The sequence below is a fragment of the Amycolatopsis sp. NBC_01286 genome (genome assembly GCF_035982555.1).
GTDB lineage: Bacteria > Actinomycetota > Actinomycetes > Mycobacteriales > Pseudonocardiaceae > Amycolatopsis.
This window is the reverse complement of sequence record NZ_CP108428.1, coordinates 2,382,844-2,403,805: the sequence shown is the minus strand read 5'-3', so window position 1 is coordinate 2,403,805 and position 20,962 is coordinate 2,382,844. Positions and strand designations below refer to the sequence as shown.

The 20,962-nt window shown below is 70.3% G+C and carries 16 protein-coding genes; 6 read left to right on the top strand and 10 right to left on the bottom strand.

The window, feature by feature from the left end; translation table 11 throughout:
- Window positions 1-131: 131 nt before the first annotated feature.
- The 5 genes from OG570_RS11640 to OG570_RS11620 form a co-directional block, all read right to left on the bottom strand.
- A complete protein-coding gene (locus OG570_RS11640; RefSeq protein ID WP_326956499.1) occupies window positions 132-809 on the bottom strand; it encodes an SDR family oxidoreductase in 678 nt (225 codons plus the stop codon).
- Window positions 806-2,416, bottom strand: a complete 1,611-nt coding sequence (locus OG570_RS11635; RefSeq protein WP_326956498.1) for a DUF7850 domain-containing protein — start codon at window positions 2,414-2,416, stop codon at window positions 806-808. The genes OG570_RS11640 and OG570_RS11635 overlap by 4 nt, the downstream gene beginning before the upstream one ends.
- A gap of 87 nt (window positions 2,417-2,503) precedes the next feature.
- Entirely contained in the window at window positions 2,504-4,549 is a 2,046-nt protein-coding gene (locus tag OG570_RS11630; protein ID WP_326956497.1) for a PhoX family protein, read from the bottom strand.
- A 94-nt stretch (window positions 4,550-4,643) separates the two neighbouring features.
- Window positions 4,644-5,861: an MFS transporter gene (locus tag OG570_RS11625; protein ID WP_326956496.1), complete on the bottom strand. Its 1,218-nt coding sequence runs from the start codon at window positions 5,859-5,861 to the stop codon at window positions 4,644-4,646.
- Window positions 5,851-6,309: a MarR family winged helix-turn-helix transcriptional regulator gene (locus OG570_RS11620; RefSeq protein ID WP_326945364.1), complete on the bottom strand. Its 459-nt coding sequence runs from the start codon at window positions 6,307-6,309 to the stop codon at window positions 5,851-5,853. Before OG570_RS11620 ends, OG570_RS11625 begins: the two co-directional genes overlap by 11 nt.
- 66 nt (window positions 6,310-6,375) lie before the next feature.
- Between OG570_RS11620 and OG570_RS11615 the strand changes: the two genes are divergently transcribed.
- Window positions 6,376-7,014: an HAD family hydrolase gene (locus tag OG570_RS11615; protein ID WP_326956495.1), complete on the top strand. Its 639-nt coding sequence runs from the start codon at window positions 6,376-6,378 to the stop codon at window positions 7,012-7,014.
- On the opposite strand, the gene OG570_RS11610 is transcribed toward OG570_RS11615, so the two are convergent.
- The 4 genes from OG570_RS11610 to OG570_RS11595 all read right to left on the bottom strand — a co-directional run bounded on the left by OG570_RS11610 (window position 6,980) and on the right by OG570_RS11595 (window position 10,042).
- Complete coding sequence (locus tag OG570_RS11610; RefSeq protein WP_326956494.1) at window positions 6,980-7,711, bottom strand: hypothetical protein; 732 nt, start codon at window positions 7,709-7,711, stop codon at window positions 6,980-6,982. The two genes, OG570_RS11615 and OG570_RS11610, sit on opposite strands and share 35 nt — an antisense overlap.
- Window positions 7,708-8,238 carry an RNA polymerase sigma factor gene (locus tag OG570_RS11605; protein WP_247059537.1) on the bottom strand — a complete coding sequence of 177 codons (531 nt, stop codon included), beginning with the start codon at window positions 8,236-8,238 and terminating at the stop codon, window positions 7,708-7,710. Before OG570_RS11605 ends, OG570_RS11610 begins: the two co-directional genes overlap by 4 nt.
- A 92-nt stretch (window positions 8,239-8,330) precedes the next feature.
- Entirely contained in the window at window positions 8,331-9,419 is a 1,089-nt protein-coding gene (locus OG570_RS11600; RefSeq protein ID WP_247059538.1) for an inositol-3-phosphate synthase, read from the bottom strand.
- Between the two features lie 68 nt (window positions 9,420-9,487).
- Window positions 9,488-10,042, bottom strand: coding sequence for a PadR family transcriptional regulator (locus tag OG570_RS11595; protein WP_247059539.1), 555 nt, complete (start codon window positions 10,040-10,042; stop codon window positions 9,488-9,490).
- Between the two features lie 245 nt (window positions 10,043-10,287).
- Here OG570_RS11595 and OG570_RS11590 point away from each other — a divergent pair, with 245 nt between their 5' ends.
- The 4 genes from OG570_RS11590 to OG570_RS11575 all read left to right on the top strand — a co-directional run bounded on the left by OG570_RS11590 (window position 10,288) and on the right by OG570_RS11575 (window position 18,662).
- A complete protein-coding gene (locus OG570_RS11590) occupies window positions 10,288-10,686 on the top strand; it encodes a DUF5318 domain-containing protein (protein WP_247059540.1) in 399 nt (132 codons plus the stop codon).
- A gap of 331 nt (window positions 10,687-11,017) precedes the next feature.
- Window positions 11,018-13,498 (top strand): transglycosylase domain-containing protein, encoded by a 2,481-nt coding sequence (locus OG570_RS11585; RefSeq protein ID WP_326956493.1) that lies wholly within the window; start codon window positions 11,018-11,020, stop codon window positions 13,496-13,498.
- Window positions 13,499-13,844: 346 nt separating this feature from the next.
- Complete coding sequence (locus OG570_RS11580; protein ID WP_326959980.1) at window positions 13,845-16,112, top strand: transglycosylase domain-containing protein; 2,268 nt, start codon at window positions 13,845-13,847, stop codon at window positions 16,110-16,112.
- A gap of 78 nt (window positions 16,113-16,190) precedes the next feature.
- Window positions 16,191-18,662, top strand: a complete 2,472-nt coding sequence (locus tag OG570_RS11575; protein WP_326956492.1) for a transglycosylase domain-containing protein — start codon at window positions 16,191-16,193, stop codon at window positions 18,660-18,662.
- A gap of 69 nt (window positions 18,663-18,731) precedes the next feature.
- On the opposite strand, the gene OG570_RS11570 is transcribed toward OG570_RS11575, so the two are convergent.
- Window positions 18,732-19,778 carry a Gfo/Idh/MocA family oxidoreductase gene (locus OG570_RS11570; protein WP_247059547.1) on the bottom strand — a complete coding sequence of 349 codons (1,047 nt, stop codon included), beginning with the start codon at window positions 19,776-19,778 and terminating at the stop codon, window positions 18,732-18,734.
- 80 nt (window positions 19,779-19,858) lie between these two features.
- On the opposite strand from OG570_RS11570, the gene OG570_RS11565 reads away from it, so the two are divergent.
- Window positions 19,859-20,917, top strand: coding sequence for an ROK family transcriptional regulator (locus OG570_RS11565; RefSeq protein WP_326945369.1), 1,059 nt, complete (start codon window positions 19,859-19,861; stop codon window positions 20,915-20,917).
- Window positions 20,918-20,962 lie beyond the last annotated feature (45 nt).

Below are 20,962 nucleotides of genomic sequence, written 5' to 3'. Positions count from 1 at the left end.
CGGGGTTGTCCACAGCCCCCGCTGGATGTGGACAACCCGGGCCGTGAGGCCGCGAAACGCCTGGTCTGTCGGCCGCCACCGATAGACTGGACACGGGGCAGCCCCCCTGGGGCGGGTGGGGGGCCGCCTGGTCAGCGGGAGCGGAGGATGACCTCGGTTACGTGGGCGTCCGGGGTTGCCGAGACCGCCGTGACCACCGCCGTGGCTACCGAGTCCGCCTTCAGCAGGTGTGACGTGTCGTACTCGCGGCCTTCGCCCTTGAAGATCTTCTGCTGCATCTCCGTGTCCGTGCGGCCCGGGTAGACCGACGTCACGCGCAGGTCCGGTTCCTCCTCGCGCAGGGCGTCGGCGAAGGCGCGGACGGCGAACTTGCTCGCCGCGTACGGGGACCAGCCCGGGCGGGCGTTCAGGCCCGCTCCCGAGTTGATCACCACGACGTGGCCGTGGGCCGCTCGCAGGGCCGGGAGCAGGAGGCGGGTCAGCTCGACCACCGCCACGGTGTTGACCTCGAAGTTCTCCCGCCACGCGTCGGCGGGTGTGGCCTCGACCCGGCCCAGGCGGGCCACTCCGGCCGAGTGGATCAGGACGTCCAGGGACGCGATGTCCGCGGCGGCCCGTTCGAGGGAGGCCTGGTCGGTCAGGTCCACCGGCCACGGGGTCGCGCCCGGCAGTTCCTTCGCCAGTGCGTCCAGTGCGTCCTCGTCGCGGCCGCCGAGGAGGAGGCGGTGCGTCGGGGCGAGCTGGTGGGCGACCGCCGCGCCGATTCCGCGCGAGGCTCCGGTCACGAGGGCCAGGGGAAGATCCGTCATGCCCCCACCGTAACGACGAACCCGGCGTCCACCGTGCGGTCGTCGCGGTTGCCCGGGCCGAGTGTCCGGGAGGCGCAGCCCGAGGGGTCCACGTCCGAGTCGCGAGTGTCGTCACCGGCGTCCTTCTTCGTCGGCGTGTGCCCGTCGGCCGTGAAGCACACCTCGTAGGTGCCGTCTTCGAGGCCGGTGAAGGCGTAGGCGCCGTCCGGGCCGGTGACGACGCTCGTGCCGTCCTTCAGCACCGCCTTCACCCCGGCCAGTCCCGGCTCGCCCGCGTCCTGGAGGCCGTTGCCGTCGGTGTCGGTCCAGGCGAAGTCGCCGATCCGGTTCGTCGGCGGGGCCAGGCCGAGGTCCACCGAGAAGTCCTCGCGCTTCGGGCCGCCCAGGGTGCGTGGCGCGGTGCAGCCGTCCGGATCCGCGTCGGAGTCCTGGTCGTCGTTGCCGGCGTCTTTGCGCGTCACCGTGAAGTCCGCCGGAACGGCGAAGCAGACCTGGTAGGTGCCGTCCTTCAGCTTCTCGAAGCCGTACTTGCCGTTCGCATCCGTCGTCGCGGTGCCGACCGTGCCGCCCGCTCCGTCCTTCAACGTCACCTTCACGCCCGCGACGCCGGGCTCGCCCGGATCCTGCAGCCCGTCGCGGTTGCGGTCGTTCCAGGCGAAGTCGCCGATCTTGGCGATCGCCGGCGGCGGGACCACGGTGATCGTCGCCGACGACGTCTTGTCGCCCAGCGTGCCGCCGGGGTAGTGGACGCCGGTGACCTTCGCCGTGTTGACGTGCCCGGTATCGGCCACCGTCAGGTTCGGGTGGTCGCAGGTCAGCTGCTTGTTCGCGGCCGCGGCCAGCGTGAACGGCGCGAACGGCGTGGCGCACCACGGGTCCTGGACGGTGATCCCGGTCAGGTCCTGCGTGCCGTCGTTCGTCACGGTGACGCGGTAGTGCGCGGTCTCGCCCGCCGTGACCGTCGCGAACGGGCCCCACGCGCCGGTCGCCGGGTTCTGCACTTCCTTCTTCACCGAGTACGCCGCGAGCTGCACGACGACGCAGTCCCAGCGGAGCCGTTCCGCGCTGGTCGTGGCGAAGAACTTCACCGCCGACGCCTTGGCCGGCGCGGTTGACGCCGGGAAGTCCTGCTCGGCGAGGTGCCCGTCGCTCGCGTTGTGGTCGGCGACGAGCTTGTTCTCCAGCACCTGGGCGCCGGTCGCGTCGTAGAACCGCAGGCCGGTGGCCGGGTTCGCGCTCGGCAGCGCGGCGCCGGTCGACACGCTGAGCGTGTAAACGCCGCCCGCCACGAACTTCTCGGTCTGGTAGGCGGTGCTCGCCTTGCCGTCCGGCGTCTGGATCACCGCGGACCGCCGGCCGTCGACGGCGTACGCCTGGTCGGTCAGCAGCTTCGGCTGCTTCGCGGCCGGTGTCCCAGGTGGCACCGGCGCGGCCGGGGTGAAGACGTAACCGTCCGGCGCGCCGTTCGCCGCCGTCGTTTCGACGCTCGGGTTCGCCGCGACGCCGCCGCAGGCCGGGGGCGGGTCCGCGGGGGAAGCCGCGGCCACGGGCACCGCCGCGCCCGAGACCGCCATCGCCACTGCCATCGCGCGCGCCGAGAAGATCACCCCCCGACTATGGCGCGGGGCCCGGGCCCGCACCGGCCGAGAGCGGTCCCCTTCAGGGTGAACCTCGGCCGGCGCGAGCCCGCTGCGTCAGCGCTCGCCGATGCGGCCGGGCCGCCCGAAGCGGCCCTTCTTCCACACCGAAACGAGTGACGGCCGCGGCTGCGCGGTGCCGCCGTCGGGCCAGTGCGACGTCGGAGTCGCCGAACTCGCCGCGTTCTCACCCGGGTGCTGCACCGCGACGAGGACGACGTGGTCGGTGACGTTCGGGCCGCACGTCTCGGCGCCGGGCGGCACCGACAGGAACTGCTTGACGTGGCCGCGTTCCGGGCCGGTCACCGGCACCGAGAACAGGCCGTCGTTCGCGCCGAGCGCGTTGCCGTCGGTCGAGACCCAGAGGTTGCCGTGGCGGTCGAAGGCCACGTTGTCCGGGCAGGAGATCGGGCTGACCTGGCTCTTGTCGAAGCCGCCGTAGTACGTGTCGGCGGCGGCCGGGTCGCCGCAGACGAGCAGCAGCCGCCACGAGAACGTCGTCGACGCGGCGTCGCCGCGGGCCTCCGCCCACTCCAGCACCTGCCCGTTCCGGTTGGCCACGCGCGGGTTCACCTCGTCGACGCCCGCCTTGCCCGCCGCGCCGCGGTCGCTGTTGTTGGTCAGCGCCGCGTAGATCCGGCCGGTGACCGGGTTCGGCTCGATGTCCTCGGGCCGGTCCATCTTCGTGGCGGCCACCTGGTCGGCGGCCTGCCGGGTGAAGACGTAGACCTCCTCGGCGGTGAATCCGTCCACAAAGGACTTGTCGCCGCTCACCAGCGGCAGCCACTCGCCGGTGCCGTCGAATTCGTCGTCGGCCGGGAGCTTGCCGGTGCCGTCGATCTCGGACGCCGGGCTGTCGCCGGTGAAGCGCGCGACGTACAGGGTGCCGTCGTCGAGCAGCGCCGAGTTGTGCCGCCGCGCGTGCGCGCTCTTGCCCGGCTTGTACTTGCCCTTGGAGACGAACTTGTAGATGTACTCGAAACGTTCGTCGTCCCCGGAGTAGGCGGCGACCCGGCCGTCGGCGGTGATCTTGATGTTCGAGCCCTCGTGCTTGAAGCGGCCCAGCGCGGTGTGCTTGACCGGCGTCGAGTGCGGGTCGTTCGGGTCGATTTCGACGACCCAGCCGAACCGGTTCGGCTCGTTCGGCTCCTGCGAGACGTCCCAGCGCTTGTCGAAGCGCTCCCACTTGCGGGTGCTGGCGCCGGTGCCGATGGCGTACCGCTTCAGCCTCGCGGCCGCCACCGGGTCGGTGACCGACTCGGAGTTCGCGAAGTACTGGTGGATGTTCTCCTCGCCGGAAAGCACGGTGCCCCACGGCGTCACGCCGCCGGAGCAGTTGTTCTGCGTGCCGCGGACCTTGCGCCCGCTCGGATCGGCCGACGTCTTCAGGTACTTCGAACCGGCGGCCGGCCCGCGGACCTCGAAGACGGTGTCGAGCGTGATCCGGCGGGCGAACCGGCTCGGCACGACCTCGAGGCCGCCGCGGACCGGGTCGCGCCGGGCCTGCAGCACCGAAAGACCGTGCGCCGCCCAGGCGATCTTCACCTGCTCCTCGGTCGGGTTCGCCGGGTCGTACTGGTCGGCCGGGAAGAGGTGCACCTCGGCGGTGTACTCGTGGTTCACCACGAGCAAGTTGTTCAGGCCCAGCGCGTCCTGCGGGATCACGCCGACGAAGTCGTTGTTGTAGCCGAACTGCTTCGCCTGCGCGGCCGCCGTCTGCTTGGTGAAGTCGAACTTCGGCGCGTCCGGCACCACCGGGTCGCCCCAGCGGATGACGACGCGCTGCGCGTAACCGTCCGGGACGACGACCGCGTCGAGCTTGTTCGGCGGGACGGGGTCGAAGTCGGTTCCGGGCGCCGGACGCGGCTTCGAAGCTGACGCCGTCCCCGAGAGCGCGGCGAACCCGCCCGCCGCGGCGGCCATCACGGCGCCCGCCTTGAAGACCCGGCGGCGGGAGATGTCCTTGACGACGTCACCGAAGTACGCGTTCCCGGACTCGTTCGGCTCGGGGTGCGCGCAAGCGTTGCCGCAGCGGTATTCGCAGGTGACCGAGGAGCGGCCGCCGGGGTGGGCGGGGAAGAGCGGGAGCAGACGGTCGGGCACGAGGCCTCCATGGTGGGAGTTCGGGAACGAACCGACCGTAAGTCTCCCAAACCAGTCAATACAGACATTCGAGTGAACGCCGGACTGGCCTTCGTCAGAACTCTTCGCCGACGAGCGCGGCTTCCTGCGGCACGGCGTGCGCGTCCGCCTTCTTCTCCCGCAGCGAGAGCAGGCCACCGGCGACGACGCACAGCACCGCGGCGGCGACGAACGGCGCCTGCGGCGAACCGAACCACTCGGCCACGTGCCCGACCAGCGTCGCCGCGACGGCACCGCCGAGCCAGCGGCAGAAGTTGTACCCCGCGCTGGCGACCGGGCGCGGCGCGTCGCTGATGGACATCGCGGTGCCGGTGAACAGCGTGTTCAGCAGCCCGGACACGAGCCCCGAGACGATGATCCCGACGACCAGCACCGGCTTGCTCGGCACGGCCAGCACGAGCATCAGCACGGCGTACCCGAACACGGCGGCCGCCGCGGCGTGACGCTCACCGAGCTTGGCGGCCAGCCGCGGCGCGAGCGCGACACCCGCGACGGCGACGCACAGGCCCCAGCCGCAGAAGATCAGGCCGACGGCGATGGCGCTCCAGCCGAGGACGAACGGCGACCAGGCCAGCACCGTGAAGAACGCGGCGGTGTAAAGCGCCGAAGCGACCGACGTGCGCAGCAGGCCGGTGTGCTTCAACGCGCGAAGCGGGTCGAGCAGCTTGATCGGATCACGCTTCTCGTGCTTGTCGCCCTTCAGGAACATCGCGCACAGCACGAGCGCGCCGGCCATCAGGATCGACGTGCCGACGAACGGGCCGCGCCAGGAGATGCTGCCGAGCAGGGCGCCCAGCAGCGGGCCGACCGACAGGCCGACACCGAGCGCGGCTTCGTAGAGCAGGATCGCGCCGGACTGGCCGCCGGTCGCGGCGCCGACGATCACCGACAACGCCGTCGCGATGAAGAACGCGTTGCCGAGGCCCCAGACCGCGCGCAGCCCGACGAGCTGCTCGATCGAGCCGGCGGCCGCGCACAGCGCGGTGGCCGCGACGATCAGCGTCAGCCCGACGAGCACCGTGCGCTTCGGCCCGAACTTCGCGCTCGCCGCGCCGGTGACCAGCATCGCGATGACCTGGACGCCGAGGTAGGACGAGAAGAGCAGGGTGACCTGCGACGGCGTCGCGTCCAGGCCCTTGGCGATGGACAGCAGGATCGGGTCGACGAGACCGATTCCCATGAAGGCGATGACCGCGGCGAACGCGGTGATCCACACCTGCTTGGGCTGGCCCTTGACCGCGTCCAGCAGGCTCGAGTGGTGTTCAGCGCTCATCACTGATCAGTGCTTCTTTCTTCGTGTCGATGAGTAGCTTGGCGAGAGCCGGCAGGGCGGCTTCGATCGCGGCGCGGTCGGCGTCGTCCATCGCGATCAGGCGTTCGCGAAGGAACTCTTCGCGGGCGGTGACCATCTCGGCGTAGAAGCGACGACCCTCGTCGGTGACGTCCACGAGCACCGCCCGCCGGTCGGCGGGGTCCGGCGCGCGGGTGGCGAGCCCGAGCCGTTCGAGGCGGCTGACGACGTCGGTCATCGACGGCAGCTTCACCTTCTCGAACTCGGCCAGCGCGCTCATCCGCCGCGGCCCGCCGTTGACCAGCTCGCTCAGCACCGACCCCTGGGTGAGGGTCAGCGTCAGCTGCGGGGTCTGGCGGCGCACCTGGTGGTACAGCCGGAAGACCAGCGGCCGCAGCCGGTGGGCGAGATCGGCGATCGGGGAAGTCACTTAGCCATGCTAACAAATATTAGTAAGGGTGGCTAAGTAAGTCGGCTCACAAGCTACGCTCGGGGCATGGACGCGGTGATCTTCGACCTCGACGGCGTACTCGTGGACTCCGAGCGGATCTGGGACGAGGTCCGCCGCGCGGTCGTCGCCGAACACGGCGGGACCTGGCGCGAGGAGGCGACGCGCGCACAGCAGGGGATGAGCACCCCGGAATGGGCGCGCTACCTGGTCGAAGAGCTGGGCGCGCGGCTCACGCCACCCGAGATCGCGACGATCGTCGTCAAGCGGATGGCCGCGCGGTACGCCGAGCGGCCGCCGCTGATCGACGGCGCGGTCGACGTCGTGCGGGCGGTGGCGAAGAAGTGGCCGGTGGCGATCGCCAGCTCGTCGCCGGTGATCCTGATCAAGGGCTTCCTGGACGTCACGGGCCTGCCGGTGGGCGCGGCGGTGTCGTCCGAGCAGGTCGGCGCGGGCAAGCCGGCGCCGGACGTGTACCTGCGGGCGGCGGAGCTGCTGGGCGTGGCGCCGGCGGAGTGCGCGGCCGTGGAGGACACGACGAACGGGTTGCGGTCGGCGCTGGCGGCCGGGATGGCGGTTTACGCGGTGCCGAACCCGCACTTCCCGCCGGACCCCGAGGTGCTGAAGCAGGCCACGGCGGTGGTGGAGAAGATCACCGACTTGCCGGACGCGCTTCGTCCGAGCTGACGTCGAAGCGCACCGGCGGCGAGCCCGGCGTCACGTCGGCGAGGAAGAGCTGCTGCTGGCCCAGCATGCCGACCCGCTTGGCCTGGCTCAGGTCGCCCTTGGCGTCGAAGAGACTCAGTTCCCGCACGGCCGGGTTGACGAGGTAGATCGCCTTGCCCGCCGGCAACGGGCCGCCGGTCTCGCCCACGTACCCGGCACACACGGTGCCCGTCGAGAGCGGAACGCACGACGGCGACTTGGTGCCGAACTGCGACGCCACCTCACCGTGGACCGGTGCTCCGGTCAGCCCCTTGGGAAACGCCTCGACGCAGAACAAGGTCGTGCCCATGGCCGAGGCGAAGACCGCGTAGGAAGTCCAGTTGTCCGTCTGCCCCGCGAAGTCGGTGAGGGCGATCGGCTCGCCCTTCTCGACAAGACCCACGGGCGAGTACTCGGGCTTGGGCAGCGTCAGCTCCTGGCCCCGGCTCGCGGGCGGCACCGGAGTCGGCGCCGAGTTCAGCTGGGTGGCCAGCAGCACGCTCGTCAGCACCACCAGCACCGCGGCCAGCGGGGCGACCAGCACCGTCAACCGGCGGCGGGCCGCTCGCGGCCTTCGCTGGCGGCGCAGTTGCTCCGCCCACGCGCCGGCGAGGTCGGGCGTGACCTCCCCGCCCTGCTCCCGCAGTGTCTCGGCCAGTTTGCGTTCGAGGTCGGTCATCGCTCACCTCCCAGGTCGTCCCCCAGGTGCTTGCGCAGATTCTCCATCGCGTGGTGCGTGGTCGCCTTGACCGTGCCCGGGGAGATCCCCAGCGTCTCCGCGATGCCCGCCGTGCTCAGGTCCAGCCAGTAGCGCAGCACCAGCACCTCGCGCTGCCTCCTGGACAGTTTGCCCAGAACCGCGCGGATCCGCTGGTGTTCCCAGTTGGCCACCGCCCGGACCTCCGCCGACAGCTCGTCCGGCGGCAGCTCCTGCGGCGTCCGCCGGACCACCCGCAGGTGCCGGGTGCGCGACCGCGACATGTTCACCACGGTCGCGCGCAGGTAACCCGCCACGCGGGTGTGGTCGGTCAGGGTGTCCCAGCGCTGGTGGAGCTTGACAAAAGCCTCCTGGGCGACGTTTTCCGCGTCGTCCGCGCCGAGCAGGTGCGCGAGCCGGGTCATCTGGGCGAAGTACTCCTGGAACAGGGCGTGGAAGGTCGGCGCGCCCAGGTCCCCCGGCACGCTCTCCCCAACGCTCGCACTCACACCACGCTCACGCGCGCCCCACCCCACCGGTTTAGTGCACCACGCGAAGAAGGCCGCCACCAGCGGTGACGGCCTTCGACGGGGGGACTGCTCTACCGCTCGAGCTCGCCGCGGATGAACTTCTCGACGGCGTCGCGCGCGGTGGAGTCGTCGTACTGCTCCGGCGGCGACTTCATGAAGTAGGAGGAGGCCGACAGGATCGGGCCGCCGATGCCGCGGTCGAGCGCGATCTTCGCGGCGCGGACGGCGTCGATGATGATGCCCGCCGAGTTCGGCGAGTCCCACACCTCGAGCTTGTACTCCAGGTTCAGCGGGACGTCGCCGAAGGCGCGGCCCTCGAGCCGGACGTAGGCCCACTTGCGGTCGTCGAGCCACTGGACGTAGTCGGACGGGCCGATGTGGATGTTGGCCTTGCCGAGGTCGCGGTCGATCTGCGAGGTGACGGACTGGGTCTTCGAGATCTTCTTCGACTCGAGGCGCTCCAGCTCCTTCATGTTCAGGAAGTCCATGTTCCCGCCCACGTTGAGCTGCATCGTCCGGTCGAGCTGGACGCCGCGGTCCTCGAACAGCTTCGCCAGCACGCGGTGCGTGATGGTGGCGCCGACCTGGGACTTGATGTCGTCACCGACGATCGGGACGCCGGCGTCGGTGAACTTCTTCGCCCACTCCGGGTCGGAGGCGATGAACACCGGCAGCGCGTTGACGAAGGCGACGCCCGCGTCGATGCAGGCCTGCGCGTAGAACTTGTCGGCCACCTCGGAGCCCACCGGCAGGTACGACACGAGCACGTCGACCTTCGCTTCGCGCAGCGCGGCGACGATGTCGACCGGGGTCTCGTCGGACTCCTCGATCGTCTCGCGGTAGAAGCGGCCGAGGCCGTCGTGGGTGTGACCGCGCTGGACGGTGACGCCGAGCGGCGGCACGTCGGCGATCTTGATGGTGTTGTTCTCGGACGCGAAGATCGCCTCCGACAGGTCGCGGCTGACCTTCTTGGCGTCCACGTCGAACGCGGCGACGAAGTCGATGTCGCGGACGTGGTAGCCGCCGAAGTCGACGTGCATCAGACCGGGGACGCGGGTGGCCGGGTCCGCGTCGCGGTAGTACTGGACACCCTGGACCAGCGACGCCGCGCAGTTGCCGACGCCCACGATGGCCACCCGTACGCGGCGGTTCTCGCCCATGGGGGTTTCTCCTTCAATCCGTGTCTGTTCAGTAGGTCTGCCGCTACGCTGCGGCGCGGCCGCCCGGCTCAGGTCTCGGGACCCTGCCGCTCGGCTTGTTCGTGTTGTTCGTGCGCGATGAGCTCGTTGAGCCAGCGCACCTCCCGCTCGCTGGTCTCCAGGCCCAGCCGGTGCAGCTCGCGGGTGTAGCGATCGATCCTCTCCTCGGTCCTGGCCAGCGCGGCGCGCAAACCTTCGCGGCGCTCTTCGACGCGCCGCCGCCGGCCTTCGAGGATCCGCATCCGCACGTCGGCCGGGGTCCGCGAGAAGAAGGCCAGGTGCACGCCGAACCCCTCGTCGTCCCAGGTCTGCGGCCCGGCGTCGCCGAGCAGCTCACTGAAGCGCTCTTTGCCCTCCGCAGTGAGCTTGTAGACCCGCTTTCCCCGCCTCGACCACGCTCGGTCGTCGGCTTCGTCGAGCTCTTCGACCAGGTACCCGGCCCGCAGCAGCCGCCGCAGGGTCGGGTACAGCGAGCCGTACGAGAACGTCCGGAGCGTGCCGAGCGTGTCGTGCAGCCGCTTGCGCAGCACGTACCCGTGCATGGGCGCTTCATGCAGAAGACCCAGGATCGCGAACTCCAGCACACCGCACCCCCTTCCGGGAACAAACCTCGGCGATCGGCGTTGCTCCGAATGATCGCCTCGGTTCAACCTACCCAGCCACTATATCGCCCCGATACATCGAAGTGGCGAAGCCAACAGGCGAGATCAGCAGATCGTGGGCGAAAGTCACCGGAGAGTTATCGAACGTCCGGCGTGTCCCCACCGGTCGCGAGAGAGGTCACGCTAGGGGGCGTGGACCACACAGGAAGAGCCCGTACTCTGTCCTGGTGATTAACCAGCGGCAGGTCGTGGACTTCGCCTTGCAGCGCCGTGCGCTGCTGGCCGAAGTCCGCTCCGGGCGCGTCGGCAGCCACGAGGCCTGCGACGCGAGCCCGTACCTGCTGCGGGCGGCGAAGTTCCACGGCCGGGCCGGTGACCAGCCCTGCCCGATCTGCCGCCAGGAACCGTTGACCCTGGTGTCCTGGGTCTACGGTGACGAACTCAAGCACGTCGCGGGCTCGGCGAGGACCCCCGAAGAGCTGGCCAGGATGGCCGGCTCGTTCGCCGAGTTCACCGTGTACGACGTCGAGGTGTGCCGGGCGTGCCACTGGAACCACCTGGTCCGGTCGTACGTCCTCGGCACGGGGGAGCCGGCCGACGGTCCGCGAAGGACCGCGGGCCGGTGAGCTGCATCACTACCGCTGAAGAGCGCAGAACGGCGCACTACCGGGCGCCGGTCTGGGAGGCCCATTCGTGAACGACGATCGCAACCGCTCCTGGCCCGGCCAGGAGCCAGATGCACCTCGCCGTGCCCAGTCAGGCCCGTGGCCGGGGGAAGACCCCGCACCGGCCTGGCCCGGCGAAGAAGCCCCCCGGCGACCCCAGCGCGGCACGCCGCCGCGCGGTGTCCCCAGTGGCCGTGGCGCCGCGCCCGAGTGGCCGGCCGGCGACGAAAGCGGTCCCCAGTGGCCCGCCGACGAACCCGCGCGCCGTCCGCAGCGACCCCGGCAGCAGGGCATGCCCGCGCGCCGGCCGGTCCCGCCGCCGCCCGGCCAGCGGCCGCAGCAGGGTCCGCCCGGGTCGCCGCCGCAGGGCTTCCGCCAGCCACCGCCCGGCCGCCGCCCGGTGCCGCCGCCCGGGCGCGAGCCGGACCTGATCACCCACCACGCGCACAACGGCACCGACGACATCGGCCGCGACCCGTACGACGACGGCTACGAAGACGCCGCCTTCAACGAGTACGCGGACGACGTCGAGCCTCAGGAAGAGCTCGACGAAAAGGGCAAGAGGGTCCTGACGCCGGCGCAGAAGAAGAAGCGCCGCTGGAAGATCATCCGCCGGTGCGCGTACGTCTTCTTCGGGTTGTTCGTCGTAGTGCCCGCGATCGCGTTCGTCATCACCTACTTCCTGGTCGACGTGCCGACGCCGGAGAGCATCAAGGCGCTGCAGAGCCAGCCGATCACCTACTTCGACGCCAACGGCCAGCAGCTGGGCCGCGAGCTGCCCCCGGGCGGCGACCGCCAGCTGCTGAAGCCGGGCGAGGTGCCCGAGGTCGTCAAGCACGCCGTCTACTCGGCGGAGGACGCGACGTTCGAGACCAACTCGGGCTTCGACGTCACCGGCATCCTGCGCGCGGTCTTCAACCAGGTGACCGGCGGCCAGGGCGGTGGTTCGACGATCTCCCAGCAGTACATCAAGCAGGCGACGCAGAACGACCAGCAGACGCTGACCCGCAAGTGGACCGAGCTGGCGAAGTCGTTCAAGATGAACAACCAGCAGTCCAAGGAAGAGATCATCACTTCCTACCTGAACATCGTCTACTTCGGACGCGGGGCGAACGGCATCCAGGCGGCCGCCAAGGCCTACTTCAACAAGGACGCCAAGGACCTCAACGCCTCCGAAGCCTCCCTGCTGGCCGGCCTGATCCAGGGCCCCGGCCGTTCGGAGAACGAGGCGTACGCCCAGAAGCGCTGGGCGTACGTGATGGACCAGATGGTCGCCAACAAGTGGCTGCGCGCGGACGAGCGCGCCGGCTTCCAGTACCCGACCCCGATCGCGAAGAACTCCAACAAGGAGCAGGACTCGGGGAAGATGACCTACCAGCTCCAGCAACGGATCAAGGACGAGCTGGCGGCCAAGGGCTACGACGAGAACAAGCTGTTCTCGACCGGCGCGAAGATCTACACCACGATCGACCCGGCGGCCCAGGCGGCCGCGGAGCAGGCGTCCCAGGAAGGCATGAAGGGCCAGACGGACGAGAACCTGCTGAACGCGCTGGTCGCGGTCAACCCGAAAACGGGCGGGGTGATCGCCTACTACGGCGGTCCGGAGCTGGTGAAGGACGCCAGCGGCAAGGACCAGATCGCCCAGGACCGCGCCAACCAGGCCCGCAACCCGGGTTCGTCGGTGAAGGCGTTCGACCTCACGGCGTTCCTGAAGATGGGCAAGGGCCTCGGCGAGACGTTCGACGGCTCGAACAACCGGTCGCTGGGCGGCCGTGTCGTCCGGAACGCGGGTGACAGCGCCAGCTGCGGCAAGGACTGCACCGTCGCGAAGGCGATGGAGATCTCGGCGAACACCGTGTTCTACGACATGGTGCTGAACGTGACGAAGCCGTCGCGGGTCGCGGAAGCGGCGAAGGAAGCCGGGGTCAAGGTCGCGCCGGACGGCAAGAGCGTCCTCTACACCGACGACAACAACATCTCGCTCGGTGGTGGTGGCACGGCCGTGACGCCGGAGGACATGGCGGCGGCGTACGCGTCGTTCGCCAGCGGCGGCGTCTACCACGAGCAGCACTTCGTCGGGAAGCTGACGAACGGGCAGGACGAGGTGGAGTTCGACGAGAACAACATCAAGACCAACCCGGCGTTCGCCGACGACGCGTCGAAGAGCCAGCAGATCGCGGGCAACGTCACCGAGGCGCTGCAGCCGGTCATCGCGCACTCGAACCTGAAGTGCCCGACCGGCCACGAGTGCGCCGGCAAGACCGGTACGCAGCAGTACACGGCGAAGGACAGCGACCCGGCCGCGTACAAGGACCGCAACGCGCAGACGTGGATGGTGGGCTACACGCCGTCCGTGTCGGCCGCGGTCTGGGTCGGCGGTGACGGCAACAAGCCACTGCACGACCCGAAGAACAAGCCGATCTTCGGTGCCACCGTCGCCGGTCCGACGTGGGAAAACTTCATGAAGCTCTACCTCAAGGGCAAACCGGCGGAGAAGTTCGACAAGGTGCAGGCGATCGGCAAGGACGTCAACGACGTGACGACCACGCAGTCGAAGCCGCCGGACACGCCGACCACCACGACGCCGCCGCCGAGCACCCCGGAGACGACCACCAGCACCGAGCCGACGGACACCGACACGAACACGTCGACCACGAAGACGAGCCGGACGCGACCCGGCCCGCCGGGAACCCCCGATCCCGGGATCGGCAACACGTTCGGCAACGGAGGTGGTGGCGGGATCGCCGCCCCACCGGGCGCAGGCCCGGGTTAGCCGACGTTCAGGGCCCTCCGCGATCGCGCGGAGGGCCCTGAACCGTTTCCGGGGTGATCATCCGGCAACCCACGGGGTTCACGCGCGTCCCTTCCAACACAGGGGTGGCGACCATTGCCGCCCACACTGACTGGAGGACTGCCCCGTGCCCGACGATCGATCCCGCTCCTGGCCCGGCCAGGGTCCTGATCCGCGCCGTCAGGGGCCGTCCGGACCACAGGGACCGCGCGGCCAGGGCCCGCGCCGCCCGCCGACGCCGCCCGGGGGCCGGCCGCAGCAGCAACCTCCGGCGCAGCCGCAGCAGCCGTGGCAGCAGCCGCGCGGCTACCGGCCCGAGCCGCCGCCGATGAGCGGCGGGCCCGAGCTGATGACGCACCACGCGTACGAGGAGCAGGACGCCTACGACGACGTCGAGCCGGACGGCGACGGCAAGCCGGTCCTCACCCCGGAACAACGCAAGAAGCGGCGCTGGAAGATCATCCGGCGCGTCGGCTACGGCGTCGTCGGGGTGTTCGTCGTGCTCCCGGCGATCGCGTTCGTCATCACGTACTTCCTGGTCGACGTCCCGTCGCCGACGGAGGTCGCGCAGAACCAGAGCCAGGCGGTGTCGTACTTCTACGCCGACGGCTCACCGATGGGCAAGGACGTGCCGCGCGGCGGCAACCGCGTGCTGCTCAGCCCGGACCAGATCCCCGACATCATGAAGCACGCGGCGATCGCGACCGAGGACTCGTCGTTCGAGACGAACTCCGGCTTCGACGTCGGCGGCCTGCTGCGCGCGGTGTACAACCAGGCCACCGCCGGTACCGGTGGCGGTTCGACGATTTCCCAGCAGTACATCAAGAAGGCCACCGACAACGACGCCCCGACGTTGACGCGCAAGTGGACCGAGCTGGCCAAGTCCTTCAAGATGAACCAGACGTACGAGAAGAAGGACATCATCACCGCGTACCTGAACATCATCTACTTCGGGCGCGGGGCGTACGGGGTGGGCGCGGCGTCACAGGCCTTCTTCCACAAGGACGCGAAGGACCTGACCTACTCGGAAGCGGCGCTGCTCGCCGGACTGATCCAGCAGCCGGGCCGGTCGGAGAACGACAAGGTCGCGCACGACCGCTGGACCACCGCGCTCGACCGGATGCTGAAGAACAACTACATCAGCGCGGCCGAGCGCCAGTCGGCGCAGTTCCCGACGCCGATCCCGCTCGAGGACAGCAAGCAGCAGGCCGGCGCACCGCCCGCGTTCGTCGTGCAGCAGGTGAAGGACGAGCTCGCCGCACACGACATCCCGGAGGACCGCTACTACTCCGGCGGCTTCCAGGTGCACACGACGATCGACCCGAAGGCGCAGCAGGCCGCGGAACAGGCGGCCACCGACGCGATGAAGGGCCAGGTCGACGACCAGCTGCTCAACGCGCTCGTCGCGGTCGACCCGAAGACCGGCGGTGTGCTCGCCTACTACGGCGGCAAGCCGATCATCCAGGTCAACGGGCAGGACCAGGCCGGACGCGACTGGGCGGACACCCCGCAGAACCCGGGTTCGTCGATGAAGGCGTTCGACCTCACGGCGTTCCTCAAGATGGGCAAGGGCCTCGACTCGACGTTCGACGGCTCCAACAACCGGACGTTCGACGGCCGCGTCGTGCGCAACGCCGGCCCGGGCAGCAGCTGCTCGACGCAGTGCACCGTCTCCGAGGCGATGATGCGTTCGGCGAACACGGTGTTCTACGACATGGTCCTCAACGACACGAAGCAGGGCCCGGTCAAGCAGGCCGCGCAGGAGGCCGGCGTCACGACCAAGGACGACGGTGGCCAGTCGATCATTTCGACCAAGGACAACAACATCTCGCTCGGCGGTGGCGAAACGCAGATCACGCCGGTCGACATGGCCTCGGCGTACGCGACCTTCGCGGCCAACGGCGAGCAGCGCGCGCGGCACTTCGTGACGAAGGTCGTCAACGGGCAGGACGAAGTCGCGTACGAAGCGCCGACCGACGCCAAGCCCGCGTTCGACAGCGACTCGGACAAGAGCCGCCAGATCGCCGGGAACGTCACCGAAGCGCTGAAGCCGGTCATCGACTTCTCGCACCTGAAGTGCCCGGCCGGCCACGAGTGCGCCGGCAAGACCGGGACGCAGCAGCACACGAAGACCGCGGGTGAGCCGTCGTGGGCGGCGAACGCGAACTCGCAGACGTGGATGGTCGGCTACACGCCGTCCGTCTCGGTGGCGGCCTGGGTCGGCGGCGACGGCAACAAGCCGCTGCACGGCAAGAACAACTCGCCGATCTACGGTTCGACGATCGCCGGCCCGATGTGGCAGAAGTTCATGTCGCTCTACCTGGCGGGCAAGCCGGGCGAGAAGTTCGACAAGGTGGATCGCATCGGCGGCGAGGTCGCCCCGCCGCCGTCGTCGGACGTCGCGACGACGACCGACGCGACGCCCACGGGCGAGAACCCCGACCAGGGCGGCGACCAGGGCGACAACGGCGGGAACGACGGCGGCGACCACGGCCACGGCGGCGACCAGTCGTCGTCGCAGGAGAGCACGCCGAAGCACACGAAGCCGACGTCGTCGAAGGAGACGCCGACCACGGGGGACGATCCGGGCCACTGACGGCCTGAACCACGGTGGGCCGCGGTACGTGTGCCCTCCGAGAGGACTGCGTCCGCAGCCCACCGTGGAGGCCGGCCCGTGACCAACGACCGAACCCGCACTTCGCGCGGTCGCGCTCCCGATCCCCGCCGACGTCCCCGGCGGCCGGGCGCCCGGCCGCTGCCCCGCGCCGGGCTGCAGGGCAGCGAACCGGAGCTGATCACCCACCACGTCCACAACGGCACCGAGCCGGACGACCCGCCGACGGTGCCGATCCTGCTGCCCCGCCCCGGTCAGCCGCCGCGGCGGCCCCGGCCGAGCACCGAGCAGGACGTGCGGAAACGGCGCTGGCGGCGGATCCGGCGGATCGGGTACGTGGCGGCGGGGCTGTTCGTCGTCGTCCCCGGGATCGCGTTCGCGATCACCTACCTGGCCGTCGACGTCCCGTCACCGGAGACCGTCGCGCAGGCGCAGGGCCAAGCCGTGACGTACCTCTACCGCGACGGCACCGAGATGGGCAAGGACGTGCCCACCGGCGGCAACCGGCAGATCCTGGCGGCGAACCAGATCCCGGACGTCGTCAAGAAAGCCGTGATCGCGACCGAGGACGCGTCGTTCGAGACGAACTCGGGCTTCGACGTCGGCGGCATCCTGCGGGCGGCGTACAACCAGGTCACCGGCGGGTCCGGTGGTGGCTCGACGATTTCCCAGCAGTACATCAAGAACGCGTCCGGCGACGACGATCCGACGCTCACGCGCAAGTGGACCGAGCTCGCGAAGTCGTTCAAGATGAACCAGACCTACGAGAAGGCGGACATCATCACCGCCTACCTCAACATCATCTACTTCGGCCGCGGCGCGTACGGCATCCAGGCCGCCGCGCAGGCCTACTTCGGCCAGGACGTCGGCCAGCTCGACTACTCGCAGGCCGCGTTGCTGGCCGGGCTGATCCAGCAGCCGGGCCGCTCGGAGAACACCGCCGTCGCCACGGCCCGCTGGACGACGGCGCTGGACCGGATGCTCAAGAACGGTTACCTGACACCGGCCCAGCGCGCCGCGGCGAAGTTCCCGGCCCCGATCCCGCTGGTGGAGAGCAAGCAGGCCGGCGCGCTGAACCCGTTCGTCAAGAAGCAGGTCAAGGCCGAGCTGGCGGCGCAGGGGATCAGCGAGCAGGAGTACTACCGCGGCGGGTTCCAGGTGTTCACCACGATCGACTCGCAGGCGCAGCAGTCGGCCGAGCAGGCCGTGACCGAGCAGATGGCCGAGCAGACCGACACCCAGATCCTCGATGCGCTGGTCGCCGTCGACCCGAAGACCGGCGGCGTGCTCGCCTACTACGGCGGCGATCCGGTGGTGAAGGGTCCGAACGGCGAAGACCAGGCCGGCCGCGACTGGGCCGACGAGGCGCACAACCCCGGGTCGTCGATGAAGCCGTTCGACCTGGCGGCGTTCCTCAAGCTCGGCCGCGGCCTCGACGCGCGGTTCGACGGCACCTCACCGCGGACGTTCCCCGGCGTCAACCTGCCGATCCGCAACGCGGGTGACAGCAGCAGCTGCTCCGACGAGTGCACGGTCGCGGAGGCGATGCAGCGGTCCACGAACACGGTGTTCTACGACATGGTGCTGAACGTGACGAAGCCGTCCGGGGTGGCGGAAGCCGCGCAGGAAGCGGGCATCCGCACGAAGGACAACGGCGGCCGCAGCGCGTTGTTCACCGGTGACAACAACATCTCGATCGGCGGCGGCGCGACGCAGGTGACGCCGGCGGACATGGCCTCGGGCTACGCGACGTTCGCGGCGGGCGGCGTCCAGCGTCAGCGGCACTTCGTGCAGAAGGTGACCAACGCGAACGGCGAAACGGCGTACGAAGCCCAGGATCGGTCCACGGACGCGTTCGCCGACAACGACGCGGCCAAGAGCGCGCAGATCGCGGGCAACGTGACGGCGGCGCTGGCGCCGGTCATCCAGTTCTCGCACCTGACCTGCCCGGCCGGCCACGAGTGCGCGGGCAAGACCGGCACCCAGCAGCACACCCCGCAGAACGACGAACCGGCGTCGGCCGCCAACGCGAACGCCCAGACGTGGATGGTCGGCTACACGCCGTCGGTCTCGGCGGCGGTCTGGGTGGGCAGCGACGGTGACAAGGCGTTGCACGGCCCGGGTGGCGCGCCGCTGTTCGGGTCGACGCTGGCGGGCCCGATCTGGGACCGCTTCATGCAGCTGTACCTGCAGGGCAAACCGGCCGAACGCTTCGACCGCGTCGCGGCGATCAGCTCGCCGGTGGACCAGCAGCAGGTGCAGGTCCAGCTACCCCCGCCGCCGCAACAACAACAGCAACAGCAGCAGCCGCGCGACCAGCGGAACCAGGGCCAGCCCGGCGACCGGCAGCAACAGCAGGACCAGCTCCGCCAGTTCCAGCAACGGCTTCAGGAGCTGCAGGACCGCCAGCGCAACCGCAACGGCGGCGGCAACAACGGCAACACCACGGGGAACAACACGACCGGGAACAACGGGAACGGCAACGGGGGCAACGACTCCGGCCAGAGCGGCGACCCGAATCCGGGCGGCTGACCCCTGTAGCCGAAAAGAAGGCCGTGACCTCGGAGCTGGGGGACACCGAGGTCACGGCCGGTCCGGGGGTCAGAGCTCGACGACGATCCCTTCGACGCCGGAGCGGTGCGCCGCCTCGATCACGCGCAGGGCCGCGACCGACGACTCCGGGTCGACCGGGAACTCGCCTTCGCCGCGCAGGGCGTCGCGCACCTGGGCGTAGAACTGCTCGTAGCGGCCGGTTTCGGTGGGCACGGTCTTGACGTCGTTGCCGACGCCGATCTTGCCCGCGTCCGCCGCCGGTTCCACGCCCCAGCCGTCGTCGCCGGGGCGCATGCCCGTCTTGATCTGGGGTTCCTGGACGTCGAGGCCGTACTTGGTGAACGTCGCCTGGTCGCCGAGCACGCGGAACCGCGGGTTCTGGGTGCCCGCGAGCGCCGACGCCCACAGCTGCGAGCGGACGCCGTTCGCGTGGTGCAGCGCGACGAACACGTCGTCGTCGACCTGGACGCCTGCCCGGCGGCGGTCGACCTCCGCGTAGACCCGGGTGACCGGGCCGAACAGCTGCAGCGCCTGGTCGACGATGTGCGCGCCGAGGTCGTAGAGCAGCCCGCCGGCCTCGGCCGGGTCGCCGAACTCGCGCCAGTTGTCCTTCGGCTTGGGCACCCAGCGGTCGTAGCGGGACTCGAAGCGGAACACCTCGCCGAGGCGGCCGGAGTCGAGGACCTGCCGCACGGTGAGGAAGTCGGAGTCGAGGCGGCGGTTCTGGAAGACGGTGAGCCCGACGCCGGCCGCCTTCGCCGCGGCGACGACCTGCTCGGCCTCGGCCGCGGTCGGCGCGAACGGCTTGTCGACGACCACCGGCACGCCGGCCGCGATGGCCCGCAGCGCGAGCGGGACGTGCGTGCGGTTCGGCGTGCTGACCACGATCAGGTCGAGCTCGCCCGCGCGCTCGAACAACGCGTCGGCGTCCGGGACGATCTCCGCGCCGGGGTTGTCGGTGCGCGCCTGGACGGCGTTGCTCGACGTCGTGATCACCGCGGGGGTCAGCCCGGGCGTCGCCGCCACCAGCGGTGCGTGGAAGACGCGTCCCCCGATGCCGTAGCCGAGGATGCCCACCCGCAAGTCGTCAACCATGGCGCCCATTAAACAGTCAACCATGGCGCCCATTAAACAACAGTGTTGCGAAATTGACCAGGCGTGCGAAGATCTAGACCATGGCGGCCACCGGGCGGAACCTGCGCAACGTGCGCGAGCACAACCGCGCCCTCCTGCTCACGCACATCCTGCGAGCGGGTGGCCTCAGCCGGGTCGAGCTCGCCGAACGCACCGGCCTCACCCAGCAGGCCGTGTCCAAGATCGTGCCCGAACTGCTCGACGCCGGCCTCCTGGACGAAGAGCGGCAGCCGTCCGCGGGTGTCGGCAAGCCCCGCACGCAGCTGACCGTCCGCTCCGGCGCCCGCCACGCGCTCGGCGCGCGCCTCGACCGCGACGAGTACCGCGTGCTGCGGACCAACCTCATCGGCGAGGTCGAGGAGACGGCGGGCGGCCCGCTCCCGGTCGGGTTCACCCCCGACCAGGCCGTCGAAGCCATCGGGACCACCGCGCTCGAACTGGCGGACGGCTTCGGAGTGCTCGGCCTCGGCCTGGGCGCGGTCGGCCCGCTGGACCACCTCGCCGGCCTGGTCCGCGACGCGACGAGCATGCCCGGCTGGCACGACGTCCCGCTGCGCGACCTGCTCGAGAAGCGCACCGGGCTGCCGGTGGTGCTGGACAAGGACACCAACGCCGCCGCGTTCGCCCAGCTGTGGCCGCACGGCGAGCCGACGGCGACGGCCGTCGTGCTGGTCGGTACCGGCATCGGCGTCGGCCTGCTGATCGACGGGCACCTCTACCGCGGCCCGCGGACCAACGCGGGTGAGTTCGGGCACACCACGATCGCCTACGACGGCCCCCGCTGCGCCTGCGGGCGGCGTGGCTGCGTCGAGATCATGGCCAAGCAGGCCCCCGACACGCGGACCGCCGCCGGCTTCCTCGGGATCGGCCTCGCCGACCTCGTCCAGGTGCTCGATCTGGAACGGATCGTGCTGGCCGGACGCGCGGTGCGGGACGAACCGGGCACTTACCGTGACGCCGTTTCGGAGCGGCTCGAGGAGCTGCTGCCGCTGCCGCACTGGCAGCGCATCGAGGTCGTCGAGGACTCCTTCGGCGAGGAGATCGTCACGCGTGGCGCGGCCGCCGAGGTCCTGGCCTCGTACTACGCGAATCCGGCATGATCGTCGCCTTCACTTCGCCGTCGGGCGATCACCGATAACATCCCG